Origin of the sequence: Bradyrhizobium sp. CW1, from assembly GCF_023100665.1 — a bacterium.
Lineage (GTDB): Bacteria > Pseudomonadota > Alphaproteobacteria > Rhizobiales > Xanthobacteraceae > Bradyrhizobium > Bradyrhizobium canariense_D.
Window position 1 is genome coordinate 4,421,340 of sequence record NZ_CP064684.1, and the last position, 18,000, is coordinate 4,439,339.

Here is an 18,000-nt window from a genome sequence, read left to right on the forward strand (position 1 = left end):
AGGCGTCCTCCCAGAAGCTTACGGCTTGTAGACCTCGACCGTCTGCATCATGCCCATCTCCTCGTGGTTCATCATGTGGCAGTGGAGCATGTAGACACCGGTGAAATCGATAAAGCGCGAGCGGAACACGACCACGCCGCCCTTGCGCTCCACGATCACGGAATCCCGCCATTCCGGCACCGCCAGCGCCTTGCCGTTGGCCGAGATCACCTGGAACGGGTTGGTGTGGATGTGGAAGACGTGGTCGTCATGCTCATGCGTATTGACGATGGTCCACTCCTCGACCGCGCCCAGCTTGACCCGCTGATCGATGCGGCCGGGGTCGAACTTCTTGCCGTCGACGGAGAACTCGAATTCCTGCCAATGGCCGGCGGCATCGGCCTCCGGCGCGGTGGCCGACAGCACCACCTTGCGGCGGTTGGTGATCTCGGAGTCCTTGATGGTCGCGAGCGGCGCTGGTGGCAGGGCGCGCGGCAGCTGCATGTCCATCGGCGCGCCTGACACCACGACCCGCGCCAGAGGCCCCACCGGCGAAGGATGCCCCTGGTCGTAGGGCGCCGCGTTGAAGGCGTAGGTGCCGGGGCTGCCTGCTTTCACCAGAATGTCGGCGCGCTGCCCCGGCGCGATCAGGACCTGCTTGAGCGGCTGCATGGCACCGAGCTGGATGCCGTCATAGGCGATCGCATGCAGATCGTGCTTTTCGAGGTCGAGCAGCATGTCGTCCTGATAGGCGGCGTTGAGGATGCGCCAACGCTGCACCTCGCCGGGCCGCATCTCGATCATTGGCCGGCGCTGGCCGTTGATGGCGAGAAAGCGCGTCGCAGTCTCGGGAAACAGCGTCTCGAAATTTTCGACCATGCCGTTGGCATCGTAGACCACCTGGGTCAGCACCATGAGGCGTTCGCGGGCTGTCGCGATCTCGGGGACGTCGGCGAAATCGCCCTCGATGACGACGGCGCCGACCATGCCGGAGGACATCTGGATGTCGGCGCTGCCGTGGTGATGCGGGTGATACCAGTAGGTGCCCCTGGTGTGGTCGGCCGGCAGGGTGATTTCGATGTTGTAGCTGCGGCCCGGCGCCATCGAGCGCATGACGTTGTCGGAAATCCCGCTCGGGCTGGTATGCGCGCCGTGGAAGTGGAAATTGGTGTTGTTGAACTGGTGCGGATGGCTGATGTCGGCCGGCAATCCATCGCGGTTCGGTGGCAAATCGTTGATCATCTTGATGCGCAGGGTTTCGCCGGGCTTCATGCGCAAGGTCGGGCCGGGGCTGCCGCCGTCATAGGATCTGACATAGAGCCGGACGCCGCCGATCTGGCGATAGGCGTAGCCGACCCGCAACGTCGTGCTCAGCACGCCATTGACGGACCGCCGCACCTCGGGCTCGACCAGCGCCTGGTCCATGGCAGGAACGGGCGTTTCAGCGACCATCCCCATGGTCGGCGACATGTCCGCGGTGTGGGACATGCCAGCATGGTCGTGCACGGCGTGCTGGGCGTTCGCGGCACCTGCGAACAGCGACAACGCGCCGGCTTTGAGACCGCAATCGAGCAACTGGCGGCGCGACAATGTCATAGTCCCTGTCACGCTGGTGACTGAAGCTGCACCGTTCGAATCGTGCTGCATTTGCATTTCGCCCCCTGTTGCCTGACGGTCTTCCGTTCGATTCGATTTTAAAGCAAGCTCGAAACCGCAATTCGAGCCGTAAGCGTATCACATTCATTGGTTGTAAACCTCCTCGCCCGTTCTATCGTCAATGAATCGTAACGGATTCGGCGCTCGCGCGGGTCCGTGGCCTGCGTACATCGAATGCTGCCAGCATCCCGATGTTCTCGAAACTCTGTCCAAGGATCTGATCATGACGCCTTCGCGACGTGAGTTCGTGAAGTGGTTATCGGCGGGAGGCATCTCGGTCAGCCTGTCACATCTGGCGTCCGCGGCGGGCGTTCCCTTCGCAGCGCACGAAACGCTGCCTGGACGCGGCAAGTTCAATCCCGCGACAACGGGCGCCGGCCGTGTCGACGGCGTCGCCAAGGTCACCGGTGCGAAGCTTTACGCGTCCGACTTCCGCGCCAACGACCTGCCGGGCTGGCCGCAAGCCACCTCGCACGCCATCCTGGTCCGCGCCAATGACGCCACGCATGTCTATACCGGGCTGGACCTCGGCCGCCTCGGCGGCGCGCTCAAGCCGTCGGTGGTAGTGACAGCCGCCGATCTCGATCGGATCGGGACGCAGGTGCCGGAATTCTATGCGGGCGACCTGTTCTGTCCGATCGGCAAGACGCCGCTTTATCTCGGGCAGCCGGTCGCGCTTTTGATCTTCGAAAAGTTCGATGCCTTCGACCAGGCGCGTCTCGCGCTCCGCGACGGCACGTTCGTCCAATTCGGCGAGGAGACCGGGCCTGTCGTGGTGCCCGATTACGGGGCCTTCCGCTTCACCCGCGTGGCAGGTCCCTCGCCTGACCAACCGGACGTCTATTCGCCGCTCCAGGCCGGCTGGGTCTCGCCCAAGAAGGTGCAGAGCGCGGCGCTGCCGGTGTGGTCGCCGCTCGCGAAGGACACGCCGGCGGATTACGCCAAGGCGGCGAAATATGGCGAGCAGATCCGCGCCGAGCTTGCAGCGGATGACCCATCCATGCTGGTGCTCGACCGCGAGTTCGAGACGCAATCGGTCGACCCGATGTTCCTGGAGCCGGAATGCGGGCTCGCCTGGTACGACGGCAAGGGCGGCAATCTCGAACTGCTGCTCGGCGTCCAGTCGCCCTACGAAGCGGCGGAGTCGATCGCGCATCTCTTCGGCAAGGCCCGCGCGCCCTACAAGCCGGCACACATCAACGCGCAGTTCGCCCATGTCGGCGGCGGCTTTGGTGGCCGCGATCACACGCCTTTCATTCTGTATGTGGCGCTCGCGGCGGTCTGCTTTCCCGGCAAGCCGGTGCGGCTGGCGCATGACCGTTACCAGCAGTTTCAGGCCGGCATCAAACGCCACGCGATCAAGATGCGCTCGCGCATCGGCATCGATCGCGCGACCGGCAAGATCAAGGGGTTCGCTGCCGATCACGTGCTCGACGGCGGCGGGCTCGCCCATTTCTCGGCCAGCGTCGCCGTCGTCGCAGCCACCGGCGCGATCGGCATCTACGACATTCCGAAGGTCGACGTCAGGACCGTCGCGGTGCACTCGCGCGGCGTGAGCGCAGGCTCGATGCGGGGCTACGGCATCCTGCAAGCCATGACGGCGCTGGAGGTCCTGATCGACGAAGCCGCCTCCGAGCTCAAGCGCGACCCGATCGAATTCCGGCGGCGTAACGCGCTGCCGCAGAACGGTCGGACCATGACGGGCAATCCCTACATCGTCTCGGTGCGCACGCCCGAAATCCTCGACAAGCTCGAGAAGCACCCGATCTGGCAGCAGCGGGCACAGTTCAAGCAGACCTCGTCGGATCGGCTGGTCGGCACCGGCGTTGCCTGCGTGACGAAAGACTATGGCTCCGGTGCGGACGGCTCGCTCGGACGCGTTGAGCTCGCCCCCGACGGCAGGATCGTCATCTATTGCGATCACGTCGAGATGGGCAACGGCATCGGGACGGCGCTGGCCAACCGGGTCGCCGGCCATCTCGGCGCCATCGCCGACGAGGTCTCGGTCGCTCGCGTCGACAGCTATGACATGCTCGGGCTGGTCACATCAGGCGATCCCTCCACCATGGACCAGAAGACCCAGGACGCCGCGGAGAAAAATCCGCGCTGGGTGCCCGCGATCAGCTCGCCGACGAGCTCCTCGATCGGCGCGCATGTCGGCACGCATTCGGCCGCGGAAGCCGCCCGCGTGATTTTCCGCTTCGGCCTGTGGCCCGCGGCGCTTGAGCTGTGGCGCGTCGCAAAGACCGATCGGCGCGCGGGGCAATGGGACGCCGCAAGCTGGCAGAACGGCCAGCTCACCATGCCCGGCCTCGAACCGCTGGCGCTGCCGGTACTGGCCGCAACAGCTCACGCGCGCGGCTTCGTCACCGGTGCGGTTGCGCACAGCTTCTCGCGCTGGGCGTGGTCGCGGGCACGCTTCCCGGTGTCCGGCGAGCAATACCGCGCCGAGATCGATGCGCTGGCGATCCGCAAAGGCAACGGCAAGTTCGAGCGGATCAACCGCACCAGCGTCAAGATTCCGCCGACCGACAACAACCGGATTGGCACCGCCTACACCTCGATGTGCGGGACGGTCGTCCGCGTCGAGATCGAGCGCGCAACCGGGAGCTTGCGCATCGCCAAGGCCTACAGTGTGTTCGAATGCGGCACCGCGCTCGTGCCCGAGGTCGTGATGGGCCAGGCCCAGGGCGGCTTCGCCATGGGCGTCGGCTACGCGCTGCTCGAAACCCTCCCACCGTTCGAGGGCGGCCCCGGCAACGGCGAATGGAATCTCGGGCGCTATCTGGTCGCACGCGGCTCCGACCTGCCGCTCCGCGATCTCGAGATCGAGATGCTGAAGCCGCTAGTACCGGACGAAGCGCCGAAGGGCATGGCGGAGGTCGTGATGATCCCGATCGTGCCGGCGCTGATCAACGCCATCCACGACGCCACCGGCCATCGCTTCCGTGCGCTGCCGGTCACCGCAAGCCTATTGAAGGGAGTGCTCGCGTGACGACCCTCAGCCTCACCATCAACGGCCAGAAGCACGGCCCGATGGACGTCCGCGACGATCTCTCGATGAACGATTTTCTGCGCGAGATGCTGGGCATGACCGGCACCAAGTTCGGCTGCGGCGCCGCGCAATGCCTGAGCTGCGCCGTCATCATCGATGCGCCCGACGGCACCAGCACCACCAGCCCGACCTGCGTCGCGCCGGCCGTGAATTTCGACGGCAAGTCGATCCGCACCGTCGAGGGGCACGCGCGGGACGGCGAGCTCTCGACCCTGCAAAAGGCCTTCATCGAGCATTTCGCCTTTCAGTGCGGCTATTGCACCGCCGGCTTCCTCAATGAGGGCCAGGTCCTGCTGGAGCGCCTGTCGCGGACACCGGTCGCGCGCGAGGCGCTGGAGCAAACCATCGCGGATGCGCTCGACGGTCATCTCTGTCGCTGCACCGGCTACGTCAAATATCACGAGGCGGTGCGCGACGTGATCCTCGCCGACTCGAAGCGCTACCTCATGGCCACCAAGTGACGCGCATCATGATCTCCGACGTGCGGTTCAAGATGATTGCCGTGGTCGCCGCCCTCGCCGGCAGTTTCGGTGCAGGCTACGCGGCGTCGGAGACGGCAGGTCACGCCCTCGCCTCGCCCGAGAGCTTTGCCTCGATCGGCGACACAGAGAAGCGCTCGGCCGCAATCTTCACCGAGCTCGGCAAGGTGCTGACGCATCCGCGTTGCACCAATTGCCATCCGGCCGGCGACAGGCCGCACCAGGGCGACAATGCCCGCCTGCATCAGCCGCCGGTGACGCGCGGCACTGACGGCCACGGGCTCGAGGCGATGCGCTGCAACACCTGCCACCAGAAGGCCAATTTCGAGCCCGGCCGCATACCCGGCCATCCCGAATGGCATCTCGCCCCGCGCGAGATGGCCTGGGAGGGCAAGACCGTCGGCGAGATCTGCGAGCAGATCAGGGATCCCGCGCGCAATGGCGGGCGCAAGGTGGAAGACCTGATCGACCATATCGGCAAGGACACCCTCGTCGGCTGGGCCTGGAAGCCCGGCTTCGGCCGCTCGCCCGTGCCGGGCACGCAACAGCAGGCCGGCGCGCTGGTCGAGGCCTGGGTGAAGACCGGAGCGGCCTGCCCGGCGCCGTGACGTCGAAGCGGTCCGTCCCGCGAACGGAGTTCAGTCGAACTTGTAGTTCACGCCGAGCGTCATCAAGTCATGGCACTGCTTGATCGTTTCCAACGGCACCGCTGCCACCCGAGGGGTTCACCACGCATATCGCACCACGCCCTTGCCGGCGTAGCTGCGCGTCACGCTGGAGAACTCGCCTTCGAATGTCGCGGCGGTCGACCAGCCGTTCATCCATCTGGTTTCGGCGGATGCCGTGACCAGCGCGGAGTCGGAAGCCTGCGCCGCGCCGTTGACGAAGAAGCTGGCGCCCGGCAGCGTCTGGAACGTCGCACCGATGCCGCGGTCGGGATTGAAATCATGCGCCCCGGCCACGCGGCCGCGCAGCGTCAGCATCGCGCTCTGCATGGCAAAGGATTTGTCGGCGCGGACGCCGAGTTCGCTGCGCGTGTCGGTCACGCTCTTCGCATTATAAGCGAGTGCAAAGGTGTTGGCGCCCGAGACGACACCTTCCGCATAGGCCGGCAGGCCGAAGGTGGTGAACTGGCCTGCCGCATACGGCGTGAAGCCAATCCCGCCGATCACGGGCACCACGAAGCGGTAGCCGCTCTCGACACGGCCGGACCAGGCATTGGCATTGAACTGCGCGCGCAGGCGATCGATGCCGGCGATGGTGATGGTGCGATCGGTGGTGATGTCCTGCCAACCATAGGCCAGCGCGCCGGAGAGATAAGCCGCGCCCACCGTGTGGCGCACGAAGGCGCCGGCCTGGAACAGGTCGGAGCGTCCGCCGCCGCCGTTGACGACGCTGAAATTGGTGCCGCCGCCGGCAAGTGCAAAGCCGACCAGCGTGTCGCGCGAGATGCGATAGTCGGCGCCGACAGCGGTGCCATAGAGGCTGCTGCTGGTGTTGTTCGAGCCGGCGATCGAGTTGCCGTCGGTTTTCTGCGAGCCGCCGAAGCCGGCCGCCCACACGCTCCAGCGCTGCTGGAACGGCACCGCAGCTGGTGCCTTGGTATAGATCGCCGCCAGCGCGTCGTTCGGGCTGCGCTTCCTCGCGGCATAGGCGAGCGCTTGCTCGTCGGCGTAACCGGTTGCGTTGCCGCCGGCGGTTGCACCGTCACCGCGCCCGGCGATGAACGGATCGGTCATCACCCCCATGAACTGGTTCATCGCATTGAAGGTGGACTGCTGCGACCCGGTCGCGGTTTCGCCGGAGACCTGCGTCAGGGCGGTGGCGAGACCGGAGCCGGTCAGAGCGAACAGCGCGTTGAAGCCCGCCGGCATGTTGGCGCCGGCCAGGAGCGCATTGTCGATTCCGGCCGCGACGTTCTTCTGGTTGATATTGGCATTGGCGGGCAGGTTCGGCGACAGCAGGCCGGGATCGACCGTCAGTAATACCTCGTTGCCGACATAACTCACCCGCGCATTGCGGGCGAAACTGTTGCCGGCGAGAACGCCCGCCGTGTCGAAGGTGCCGTTGACGGTGCCCGCGATCATGATGGTGTAGGTGGTGGTTGCGCTGATGCGCGCCAGCGGATCGACCGTGACCTTGCCCGCAAGGTTGGCGGTGCCGGTCACAACCGTCATGTCGCTCGATGCGCCCGATATCTGCACCAGATAGGTCGATGCCGCCGTCAATGTCAGGCTGCCGCTCACCGTCAGCGTGCCGATCGAATTGCCAGGCGCCAGCGTGCCGCCGTTGACGTTGGTGTTGCCGACGATGCCGCTGCCGCCGAGCGTGCCGCCGGAATTCACGGTGACGCCGCTTGCCGAGGTGATATCGCCGTTGACCGCCAGCGTGCCGCCGTTCACGGTGGTCGCGCCGGTGTATGTGTTGATAGCGGACAGCATCATCGTGCCGGTACCAACCTTGACGAGTGAGGCGCCGGTGCCGCCGACAGCGCCACCGTCGGCAATGACACCGGTGACGTTGGTGGAGAGGTTGTTGCCGCCGACCGTCAATTCGTTCTGACCAAGGCTGAAGAGCCCGGCGCCATTGATCGAGCCGGCGCTGAGCTTGTGATCATTGTTGGGCCCTGTCGAGTCGCTGAAATCCGTAACGCTCGAAGCGCCGTTGGTGATGGCGGCGTTGCCGCCCGTCGCGAAGTTAGCGAATTCCAGGCTGCCGTTGTTGATGATGGTGGCGCTGCCGCCTGTGCTGGTGTCAGCGAATTGCAGCCCGTTGTTGTTGATGATGGTGGCGCTGCCGGCGGTGCTGGCGTCCAGGAAGTCGAACCCGCCACCGTTGGTAATGGCGGCGCTGCCGGCCGTGCTGGTGTTCGAGAACACCAACGACCCGGCACTGATAGCGATAGTTGCGTTGCCCGCCGTGCTGCTCATGGCAAATGTAAGGCCGTTGCTGCTGGCGATGATGGCGCTGCCGGCGGTGCTGGTGTCGCGGAATTGCAGTAGATTGCTATTGGTGATGCCGGCGCTGCCGGCCGTGCTGCTGTCGCGGAATTGCAGTACCCCGCTAGCGCTGATGGCTGCGCTGCCGGCCGTGCTGCTGTTGCGGAAAATGACGGCGCTACCGGCTGCCCCGTTGATGGTGGCGCTGCCCGCCGAGCTGGTGCCGTTGAAGGCAACGGAGCCGCCGACGATGCTGGTGATGGCGGCGCTGCCTGCCGAGCTGCCGTCGCTGAAAACGAGCGAGCCATTGCGGTTGATGATCGTGGCGCTGCCGGCCGTGCTGCTGTTAGCGAAACTGATGGTGCTGCTGAAGCTGTTGGTGATGGTGGCGCTGCCGGCCGTGCTGCTGTCGTTGAAACCGATCGTGATGCCGTTTGCAGTGTTAGTGATGGTGGCGCCGCCCGCCGAGCTGCTGCCGTTGAAAGCGATGGAGCTCCGGAAGCCGCTGTTGGTGATCGTGGCGCTGCCGCCCTGAACGCTAATGCCGGCACCGCTGAAAGTGAGAGTTTGAAGGAAGTTGTGGTTGTCGAGAACATAGTTCGAGGCGCCTGGACTGAAGGTCCAACCGCCGACCGTGGTGTCGGCCGAGAGCGTCAGCGCGGTCGTGTTCGAGCTGCCAAACAATGCGGTGCCGACTGGCACCGTCGCCGGGGCCCAGTTTGCGGCGGTGTTGTAGTCGGCAGTGCCAGGGTTGGCCAGCCAGGTCGCATCCTGTCCCAACGCCGGGACCGCGATCCCGACCAATCCGGTTGATGCCAAAGCCAGCAGCGCGGCCCGTCCGTTCGAAAACCGTCCAAAGCCCGACATTGCCCCACCTGACATCTTGTTGTGAATGCTGCTGCTGTTTTGCAGCCGCGTCGTCGAACCGAGCTTGACCTTCATGACGTAACTCCAGAAACGCTCTTGTTTGCCGTGTCGACGACAGGGAATGTCTCGCGACCGGAGCACGAAACAGAAAAGCGTTGCATGGCTGGATCCTTGAAAACGGCAAACAATCGTCACGGCGCGACGATTGCGAGGCGGGGTGGTATATCGGCAACGTGTTCTGCACGCGCTTAAGTTCTGCGGAGGCCCGCTCAACTATGTCGTTACGCAGAGAGAATCCGTCTTCCCAGTCACCGCGCCGAATATCGCGTCACACGAGGGGTCTGAGAACTACCTAGAAAGGTGGTTCGCTGCGATTTATGAGCGCCGGCGCATCGACTCCGCGGATCGGTTTGCAATCCAGGAGCGCCGTCAATCGCACGACAGGCATATCGGCTCAGGTTGGGAATGCGCGCCCTCGTTGCTCGAAACATGTCCGCAGATGATCCAGGCGGCGGCGTGCACGATGAGGAATGCGGCGGCGACTGCCAGCAGCCAGCCCGTTTCATTGTGGGCATGGGATCGGGCCGCCAATTTTGTTTGCGTCGCTCTGCTCGTCACCATTCTTGTTCTCCGGACGTTTTTTGGCTTCGTTTCCGAGCAAATGCTCACATTGGCGTATGACGCGGCTTGCCAGGCGGCGCCGCGACGCATGCAGTGCCGAGATGATGAAAGCGACGATGCCGTGCTCTTCTGACTCGACGAGCCGATCAGAAACCCGGCAGGCTGGCCGGATCATGAGATTTCCATGCAGATCAACTTCGGAGAACGACGGAAATGCATACAAAAGCGGCTTGATCAGGGAACGCTAACGCCCGGGGCGGATCGACACCCTTGCCGGTGGATGCTGCGCAAAGGCTGAGAGTGTAATCAGCAGCACCGCGGATGACAGGGCGAGGAAAAAACCGCGCCGCCGTCGCCTCTCCGTCCGGCCTTCGCCAGGCCTTTTAGGCCGGCGCGCGCCCGTCGTTGTACGCATCGTCGATCTCCCAATGTCGTTACGCTGAGAGAATCTGTATTCCCGGTAACCGGGCCGATATCGCGCCATTTTGTGCATCTGAGAACTACCTGGAAAGGTGGTTCGCTGTACTTTATGTATGCTCGCGCAGGTCGGAGGCCTCTGGGGTCGCCTCTGAGCTCGGCGGCCGGCACAATCTGGAAATGACATGCATCTCTCCACGGATCCCATCGATCCGCTAAATCAAGACGTCTATGCGCTCTGGGATCAGCTGGCCGACTTCTCGGTCGCCGACAGTGACGCTGCGCTGACCCACCTGCTGTCCGCACTGCGCACCATGTTGTCGGCACGCAATGTGCTGTGGGGCGTGGTCGTGCGATTGCCTTCGCCGAAGCGGACCGATCCCCTGCTCGGCTGGCGTCCGCGTCTCGTCAGGGTGCTGGACCCGATACCGGCGGTGGCGGCATCCGTGCAGAAGCAGTACGATACGCTCTGGTCCGACGACGTCGACCTGTCCCAGATCTTGTCAATGTCGGGCGACGAGCCGTTCCGCGTCCGCCTGCTGTTCGAAACGCTGCCGCCGGAATGGTTCAAGGGGAAGCACTATCGGCGCCACTATCTGGACGTCGGCTTCGCCGACAGCATCTCCGTGCGCATTGCGCTCAATGACGATTTGAGGATTCGCCTGTTCGTATTTCGTGATGCGCAGCAACCCCGCTTTACGGCACAGGACGGCCAGCGTCTGGGCTTCGTGATGCGCGCCTTGAGATGGTTTCACCGTCAACAATTGCTCAGCCACGGACTGCTCATCGCCAACGCGCCCCTCACACCCGCTGAACGCCGCGTGTTGCTCGGACTGCTCGCCGGGGACACGGAAAGGCAGATCGCGCAGAAGCTCGAGCAAAGTCCGAACACCACGCATTTCCACGTCAAGTCGATCTACGCCAAGTTCGCCGTGCGCAGTCGCCAGTCCCTCGCCGCGCTGTGGCTCGGCAGGCTGCGATAACGGGCTGAAGCCGCAGGGCTGCCCTGGATGCCCTTCCCTTTCTGGCTCGTCTCGGACCTCGCTGAGATGCAGGAAGACGAATACGACAGCCGATCGTTGATCACGTTGGCGCTCGTAGACTTGCCGAGGACAGCCAATTCTCGATTCGATGCGCACTTTCGGTTAGTCCGCTGCGCGGATCATAGCTTCCCGAAGGGGGCCATGGGGCAGCCTGTTTGCATCGCCTTCGAGGCGGTTAGCCTCGAGCATAAGCCTATTCTGCAACGACAATTTGGGTTGTACGGCTTTGGTGCGCATGGTGCTCTCCGGGTAGGAGGCGGGAGCGCGATACTCTCAGTCACCGATAGATGCCGATGGCGGGGCGGTGATCGGCTGAGTCTACGCCCTATATGTGGGTTAAGCCACTGATGCCTTGGACAAGCTGAGCGATTGCGACAAAGAAAGGCAGGACGGGGCTAAAATCAAACCGGGCCACTGAGGTGGGAAACAGGCCAGCGCCCTATCGAGGCCGAAATAGGCCGCTCTGAGTTTCGAAATTCCCCCTAAACGAAAACGCCACCAAGCCCAATAATGCTCAGTGGCGCCACGTTGGAACTGGAAACCGCAATCCTCCAGTAGACATTGGTCGGGACCGCCGGCGTTTAGGTTCAACGCGGCCTCACTGTTGCTCGGGTTTGCAATGGAAAGCGGCCTTCTTGGCAGGCGCAGCTTCGATTAATTCAGTTATGCCAACGAGCGTAATTCGGTCGGTGATACGCGATGCTATGTACTTGTACCGCGCAATGCGCTGGTCGATCTCGTCACATTTCTCACACATAGCTCACCGCGATTGTCAAAGGCGGGAGCGTGCAGGACTCTCTGTCACCGATAAAAGCCAAGGACCGGGCGGCGATCACGAGACTCTAAACCAGATACTCAGTTCCAGATACAGGAACGAATTTGGGCCACTTCTAAATCAATTTGGGCCGGTAGCGTGGGAAACCGGCTCAACGAGGCAATCTTAGAAGTGATCGCCAGCTCGGAATTTGCAGGTCATGGTCCGCCTTGGGTCACCTGACGAGATCGCCGTCCGGGTCTAGAATGCAGACCTCCGGACATCCTGCCGTGGCAGGCCGCGCTGTCGCCGCGCTTCACGCCGGAGCGCCGAGGGCGAGAACACTGAAGGGATGGAGTAATGCTTGCGGTCGAGTATTGGCGGGGTCAGCATGGAAGGGATCGGGTTTCATGACGATTTCAGGCCGGGCGGCCCATTGGGAGAACGTATACGAGAGCAAGGGCGAACGCGAGTTAAGCTGGTTCCAGGAGAGCCCGTCGCCTTCGCTCGAATTGATCGCACTGGCCGCCGCAGAGCTTACCTCACCGATTGTTGACATCGGCGGTGGGGCGGCTCGGCTCGTCGATGCGCTGCTGGCGGCTGGATATGCAGATCTGACCGTCCTTGATCTGTCCGACGCGGCGCTCGCGGCCTCGCGTGCACGGCTCGGTGCCGCTGGCGACGCCGTGCATTGGATCGTCGCCGATGTGACGACGTGGCAGCCAGCGCGCCATCATGACATCTGGCACGACCGTGCAGCGTTCCATTTTCTCACCGCGCCGGAAGAACAAGCGGCTTATGTCGCGTGCGTCCGAAGAACCGTAAAAATTGGCGGTCATGTCATCATCGGCACATTCGCAATCGATGGTCCGGAGAAATGCAGCGGCTTGCCCGTGACACGTCACACCGCTGACAGCATCACCGCACTGCTCGGCGCCGGCTTCACATTGACGGATCATCGGCGTCATAAGCACGCGACGCCGTGGCAATCGGTACAGAATTTCCAGTTCAGCAGCTTCATCAGATCATGCTGAATTTCACGCTGCAGCCCACGTCTGCAGGGCCACAACTTGCGAATTGCACAGATCGCTCGCTTCGGGCCAAAAGCCGCTGTCGTCAGGCGGCCAGCGTTGATACCCTAGGGATGGCTGCCAGGGCGGTTACGGCAATGAGGATGACCGTTACGAGGGCACCTGAAACATAGAGAATGGTTCTGACGCTGCCGCCTTTGGCCGCGTTACCGCCGCGCAAATAGACCGCAACGTGGATCAGACGAATTGCGACATAGACCCATACAAGCGTTGCAAGCGTGACGGGTCTTACCCCTGCCAACGTAGCCAGGACTGTCGGGACGACAAAAGGCGGCAGCGCCTCCACTGCGTTCATGTGGACGCGATCGATCCGGTACAGCAGGTTATCGTCATCCAACGGCAAGACAGGTCCGGAGAGTGCCCCGGCCCAGCCTTTGGAGAATCCTGAATAGACCGCCAGCAAAATTGACAGGAGGCAAAGGGCAAGCACCCCGACAATGCTAAGCCAGTAGGCTGTCATAAGGACCTCCGCAAATGCGATCACGTCGCATAGGTTACGCGGATATCATGCCTCGCGGGCTATCCGCTCGGCGAACCGTTTCAGGTAGAGCGGCCAACCCTGATCGCCTTCAACGCCTTCGCTCACGCCTTCCCTACCTTGGCCATGACGTTCGAGGTGACGGTGCTCAAGTTCCAATCGAGTCCGGCTTGGCGTCTCGGCAATGAACCGCACCTCCCATTCACTGGTCTTGTCTGGATCGGTTTCGATTTGCCAGCGCGGGCTGATGTCCCAGCTTAGAAGCACGCGATTCGGCGGCTCAAAAGCCAACACACGCGCCCAGCGGCATTCGCTGCCGTCGACACCTCGATCATAGATGTGACCGCCGACCCGGGGCTCGAACACGGTCTCTGCGATGGGCACGGAGAGCAGATTGTGCTCGCGTGGTTTGAAGCTGCCGAAGTCTTCCGTAAAGACCTTAAACGCGCGCTCGATAGGCGCCTCAACCACGATCGATTGTTTGATGGGTGCCGCCGATACACGGATGCTCATTTCTGGTCCTCCACTGATTTTTCTACGGCCACTTTGTACGCAGCCAGTGTGCTGCTCCAGAACCGGTCAAGCCAGGCGCGCATCTGGCTGAGCCCCGCTGGATCGATGTGATAAATGTTGCTGGCTCCCTTCGGCTCGGCACGAACCAAATGAGATTCGCGCAGCACCTTCAGATGCTGAGAGACGGCTGACTGGGAGACAGTCAGTTCACGGGTGAGTTCAACGACAGTGCGCGGCCGCGCGCCCAGCAATGCGAATATTCGTCTGCGGGTCGAATCGCCCAGAGCGGCCAGTTGCACGCTGTCTTTAGCCATGCTTCGCCGAAGGGTTGCCGTTACGGTAGCGGATCTATCATTAGCCATAACTAATGATAAGCATAAACTAATGATCTCGTCAAAACGTGCTGATATTGGGCCAGACGTCAGCTTGGGCTCACTTGCCGACCTCGCCGCGGTCGCACGTCAGGCCTGCGTTACCCTCTCGGCAGACATCCGAGATCTCTGAGTAACCGTTCTGGGCCCGCCTCATCAGCTTGAGCGATGCCGCCAATCGCAGGCTGCGCTTCCCAGCGAGTGCGATGCCTTCGAGCTCGCCGCGAGATAGTAGAAGAACGCATCGCCGCCCAGGATGCGGCCGTCCATCGCGCTCATAGATCGGCTGCTAACGGCTCTCGCCCTGGCGAACGAGAGTCTCTCGAAAGAAATTGATGATGCTGGCGTTGAACTCGCGATGGAATGCCGTCCTGTCGAAACCCGGCGGGTCAGTACAGAAGCGAGGAAGCTTCTCCGCGAACTCTGCCGTGCATGGCGACAGGAAAGCAAAATGACCGGCAGGCACCACGCGCACTTCCTTTTTGCCGGGCAGCGACTGAGCAACGAGCGCTGAGTTTTTCGGGTCTACGCCTGCGCCGCCAAACTCTGATCGCCAGATCAGCAGCGGGATTGTGATGTCTGCCAAGCGGTCAGCGGGAAAGGCAAAGTTAATTGCCGTATCGGCGAGCACTGCGGCTCGGATACGAGGTTCGTGAGGCAAGCTGCTTGGTATGTCGCCGCTACGGAGTTGCTCGCATGCCCGCGTTCGGTTCGCGTCCGAGCAGTAGAGCGCAAATCTCCGGAGATCGGGATTGCCGCCCGCCAACACCAATCCGGTATAGGCGCCGAGCGAAAACCCAAAGAAGCCGATCCTGGAGGAATCAATCGCAGCCCGGTCTTTCCAGTCATTCAAGATGAAATCAAGCAATCGGATAATGCTGGCGGGCCGGGTTGCCAGAATGGAAAGGCTGTCTCGTTGCGAGGAATCGTTTCCATTGTCACCCGGAAGGTTGATCGAGGCGACGACAAATCCAGCGTTTGCCAGGGCCTGCACCGTGTCATCGTGTTGTCCGAACCAACCGCCGCGTCCGTGCGAGACGATCACGAGTGGCAAGTTCGTTCCTGTGACGGGACAGTCCTTCGTACCTTCAATCGATTCAATGAATTGGACAGTGAGTTTGCCGAGGGGCACTCGTTGCGCCGCTGCTGCGCAAGGGTACCATATAGCGCCAGCCAGATTTGGATCGGTATCCAGAAGCTGAACACCGGCAGCTTGCACAGGCGACATCAAGCAGCCGAGTACGGCAGCACAGATCCAATACAGTTTGGCCATCAGTGCCCCCATTCGCCAGCGAACTCTCGGATCAAACTTGGCCGAACTGTGCCGCATTGACTGCCGCTACCAGCCTCGCGCAGCTTGCACGTCGGTCCGCCTCCCGCTGAGCCGCAAGCAAGCAAGATGAAAAGACCAATAAAACGCAGGGAAACGCGCCCATCGCAGCCCCGAACAACATGTGCGCAGCGTAGGTAGAGCTTGCCAAAAGGCAAGCTTCGGCTCTGTGACATTGTTCACAATTATAATCTGGCTGGTCGTCCGAACGTCTGCAACGGGTTACAAGCCGACATCGCCGCGAGTCGCAGGGCCAGATACAGGCCCTAACGTTTGCTGGCAAACAGCTTGCGCTGCGCAAGATTAACGTAAGAATCGGGCCAATCGACCTCTCTCTTAGATTCCGGAAGAGATTGCCTCCGGTCGGCATACTCGAAGTACAGCGTCCCGTGGACACCTTGCGCATCGCGCTTCAAAATGGGGCGCCCCCATACGGGCGACAATATTCGCAAAGCCTGCTCTTCCCCAGCGCGTTCGGTAAAGTCCTCAATCAACTCCATGTCTTGGCCCGGGCCGGGAAAGATAGCAGCGAACTCATCATCGGTCGCTTGAAACAAGCTGAACGTCGCGTTGACCGCGCGATCTATAATCTGAATGTTCTTCAAGCTCTCCTCCCGGAATAGACGACCATAGGCTCTCTAGTACCGATGCACCGAAGTCCGCTGCAGGCCGATTCTGTTGAAAAAGTCGGCTGTTGCGGCGCAGATAGATCAGTGATTCAGTCTGTCTAGTTGGCAGGACTGAAGATCATGATGGGGCATCGGCAAGTCGAGCAAGCCGCTTTGTTCTATGAGTTCTCACTTGAGAAGCATATTCCCGCCGATCACCTGCTCAGGTCGATCGACAGGTTTGTTGACCTCGGAGAGATCAAGCGGGACCCGGCACCTTTCTACAGCAACATCGGTCGGCCTTCGATCGATCCGGAGCTCATGATCCGGATGCTGCTGATCGGTTACTGCTTCGGTATCCGGTCAGAGCGGCGCCTGTGCGATGAGGTTCACCTTAATTTGGCCTACCGGTGGTTCTGCCGGCTCGGTCTCGAGGGGGCGGTGCCGGATCACTCGACGTTCTCCAAGAACAGGCACGGCCGCTTCCGGCAAAGCGATCTCTTCCGACGCGTGTTCGAGTGCGTGTTGCGCCGCTGCATCGAGGAGCGGCTGGTCGGCGGTGAAGGGTTTGCAGTCGATGCGAGCTTGATCAAGGCCGATGCCAATCGGCAGAAGGGCATCGAAGGCGACAAGGGACTTCCGCCAGCGGCGGCCGGACGAGCCATCGATGAGTATCTAGCTGTCCTCGACGATGCAGCCTTCGGGGCAGCGACCGAAGTCACCCCCAAGTTCGTGTCGCCCTCCGACCCGGCGGCGCGCTGGACGGGGGCTCACGGTGGCCAAGCCTTCTTCGCCTACTCCACGAACTACCTGATCGACGTCGAGAACGCGATCATCGTCGATGTTGAGGCGACTACGGCGATTCGGCAGGCGGAGGTGCTGGCTGCCAAGCGCATGATTGAGCGCTCGCTCGAACGGTTCGATCTCTATCCAAGCCGGCTCCTCGGCGACAGCGGTTATGGCTCGGCCGAGATGCTCGCCTGGCTGCTCTATGAGCACGGCATCGAGCCCCACGTTACAGTGTTCGACAAGTCGGCCCGCACAGACGGGATCTTCTCGCGCGACGACTTCACCTATGACCATACCGGAGACGTCTATCGTTGCCCCGATGGCAAAGTTCTTACCACGACCGGAACGCTGGTGAATGATGGTGCCACCATGCTTTACCTGGCCAGTAAGCGCGATTGTGATCGCTGCGCATTGAAGCTCCGGTGCTGCCCCACGCAGGCCTCACGGAGGGTGCCACGCTCGATCTACGAGGGCGCTCGCGACATGGCGCGCCAGATCGCAAGATCATGGGAGGGTCGCACTTCTCGTCGGCTCCGCAAGAAGATCGAGATGCTGTTCGCGCACCTCAAGCGCATTCTCAAGCTCGATCGCCTGCGACTAAGGGGTCCGAACGGCGCGCGCGACGAGTTCACCCTCGCAGCCACAGCCCAGAACCTCCGCAAAATGGCCAAGCTGATCCCAATGCCAACCCCAAGGCTCGCATAAGAACTGGTGAGCCCTTCGTCCGCATCGCAACTCGTACCATTACAGCGAACTACTTCGGGCCTTTTTCAACGGAATCGGCCAATACCAGAACTGAACTGGCCCAATCTCCTCCCCCAACCTATAGTGCTCGCGCATGGTCGCCATAAGCTGTGAGAGCCGCTCCGGCCCTGTGAACCCAAGGCAGCGCATCGAAACTATCGATGTGCTTCGCGGCCTGGCGTTGCTCGGCGTCCTTGCTATTAACGTCGTCACTGAATTCCGCGTCTCAATCTTCGAGCAGTTCTTACCCGCCGGGCGACCGGCAC

The 18,000-nt window shown here is 62.3% G+C and carries 15 protein-coding genes and 1 pseudogene; 7 read left to right on the forward strand and 9 right to left on the reverse strand.

Translation table 11 applies throughout. From position 1 onward, the window contains the following. Positions 1-18: 18 nt before the first annotated feature. Entirely contained in the window at positions 19-1,626 is a 1,608-nt protein-coding gene (locus IVB54_RS21800) for a multicopper oxidase family protein (RefSeq protein WP_026233147.1), read from the reverse strand. 232 nt (positions 1,627-1,858) lie between these two features. Between IVB54_RS21800 and IVB54_RS21805 the strand changes: the two genes are divergently transcribed. From IVB54_RS21805 to IVB54_RS21815, 3 genes are read left to right on the forward strand one after another with little or no spacing between them, the layout of a single operon-like run. Beyond that, positions 1,859-4,630 (forward strand): molybdopterin cofactor-binding domain-containing protein, encoded by a 2,772-nt coding sequence (locus IVB54_RS21805; protein ID WP_026233146.1) that lies wholly within the window; start codon positions 1,859-1,861, stop codon positions 4,628-4,630. After that, entirely contained in the window at positions 4,627-5,151 is a 525-nt protein-coding gene (locus IVB54_RS21810; RefSeq protein WP_018456342.1) for a (2Fe-2S)-binding protein, read from the forward strand. The genes IVB54_RS21805 and IVB54_RS21810 overlap by 4 nt, the downstream gene beginning before the upstream one ends. A gap of 8 nt (positions 5,152-5,159) precedes the next feature. Then, on the forward strand, positions 5,160-5,777 hold the full coding sequence (locus IVB54_RS21815) for an Isoquinoline 1-oxidoreductase subunit (protein ID WP_247777517.1): 618 nt from the start codon (positions 5,160-5,162) through the stop codon (positions 5,775-5,777). Between the two features lie 117 nt (positions 5,778-5,894). Here IVB54_RS21815 and IVB54_RS21820 read toward each other — a convergent pair whose 3' ends face one another. Further along, on the reverse strand, positions 5,895-8,048 hold the full coding sequence (locus IVB54_RS21820) for an autotransporter domain-containing protein (RefSeq protein WP_247776438.1): 2,154 nt from the start codon (positions 8,046-8,048) through the stop codon (positions 5,895-5,897). On the opposite strand from IVB54_RS21820, the gene IVB54_RS21825 reads away from it, so the two are divergent. Beyond that, positions 8,029-8,643, forward strand: a complete 615-nt coding sequence (locus IVB54_RS21825; protein WP_247776439.1) for a hypothetical protein — start codon at positions 8,029-8,031, stop codon at positions 8,641-8,643. The two genes, IVB54_RS21820 and IVB54_RS21825, sit on opposite strands and share 20 nt — an antisense overlap. Positions 8,644-9,537: 894 nt before the next feature. On the opposite strand, the gene IVB54_RS21830 is transcribed toward IVB54_RS21825, so the two are convergent. Beyond that, positions 9,538-9,771, reverse strand: coding sequence for a hypothetical protein (locus IVB54_RS21830; RefSeq protein WP_143274232.1), 234 nt, complete (start codon positions 9,769-9,771; stop codon positions 9,538-9,540). 427 nt (positions 9,772-10,198) lie between these two features. Between IVB54_RS21830 and IVB54_RS21835 the strand changes: the two genes are divergently transcribed. Both IVB54_RS21835 and IVB54_RS21845 read left to right on the forward strand, forming a co-directional pair. Further along, positions 10,199-10,996, forward strand: coding sequence for a helix-turn-helix transcriptional regulator (locus IVB54_RS21835; RefSeq protein ID WP_204511029.1), 798 nt, complete (start codon positions 10,199-10,201; stop codon positions 10,994-10,996). Positions 10,997-12,220: 1,224 nt separating this feature from the next. Then, entirely contained in the window at positions 12,221-12,844 is a 624-nt protein-coding gene (locus IVB54_RS21845; RefSeq protein ID WP_018456335.1) for a class I SAM-dependent methyltransferase, read from the forward strand. Positions 12,845-12,926: 82 nt separating this feature from the next. Here IVB54_RS21845 and IVB54_RS21850 read toward each other — a convergent pair whose 3' ends face one another. The 6 genes and pseudogenes from IVB54_RS21850 to IVB54_RS21870 all read right to left on the reverse strand — a co-directional run bounded on the left by IVB54_RS21850 (position 12,927) and on the right by IVB54_RS21870 (position 16,198). Beyond that, positions 12,927-13,361, reverse strand: a complete 435-nt coding sequence (locus tag IVB54_RS21850) for an MAPEG family protein (RefSeq protein WP_039799692.1) — start codon at positions 13,359-13,361, stop codon at positions 12,927-12,929. 45 nt (positions 13,362-13,406) lie between these two features. Next, complete coding sequence (locus IVB54_RS21855; RefSeq protein WP_018456333.1) at positions 13,407-13,892, reverse strand: SRPBCC family protein; 486 nt, start codon at positions 13,890-13,892, stop codon at positions 13,407-13,409. Further along, positions 13,889-14,206 carry a metalloregulator ArsR/SmtB family transcription factor gene (locus IVB54_RS21860; protein WP_018456332.1) on the reverse strand — a complete coding sequence of 106 codons (318 nt, stop codon included), beginning with the start codon at positions 14,204-14,206 and terminating at the stop codon, positions 13,889-13,891. The genes IVB54_RS21855 and IVB54_RS21860 overlap by 4 nt, the downstream gene beginning before the upstream one ends. Before the next feature lie 202 nt (positions 14,207-14,408). After that, a pseudogene (locus IVB54_RS41685) lies at positions 14,409-14,533 on the reverse strand (GrlR family regulatory protein); the annotation flags it as partial. 19 nt (positions 14,534-14,552) lie between these two features. Further along, entirely contained in the window at positions 14,553-15,536 is a 984-nt protein-coding gene (locus tag IVB54_RS21865; RefSeq protein ID WP_026233144.1) for a dienelactone hydrolase family protein, read from the reverse strand. A gap of 323 nt (positions 15,537-15,859) precedes the next feature. Beyond that, the gene (locus IVB54_RS21870) at positions 15,860-16,198 is read right to left on the reverse strand and encodes a hypothetical protein (protein WP_018456329.1); all 339 of its coding nucleotides are present in this window, start codon (positions 16,196-16,198) and stop codon (positions 15,860-15,862) included. Between the two features lie 144 nt (positions 16,199-16,342). Here IVB54_RS21870 and IVB54_RS21875 point away from each other — a divergent pair, with 144 nt between their 5' ends. Beyond that, positions 16,343-17,695 (forward strand): IS1182 family transposase, encoded by a 1,353-nt coding sequence (locus IVB54_RS21875; RefSeq protein WP_026233143.1) that lies wholly within the window; start codon positions 16,343-16,345, stop codon positions 17,693-17,695. Positions 17,696-18,000: the final 305 nt, after the last annotated feature.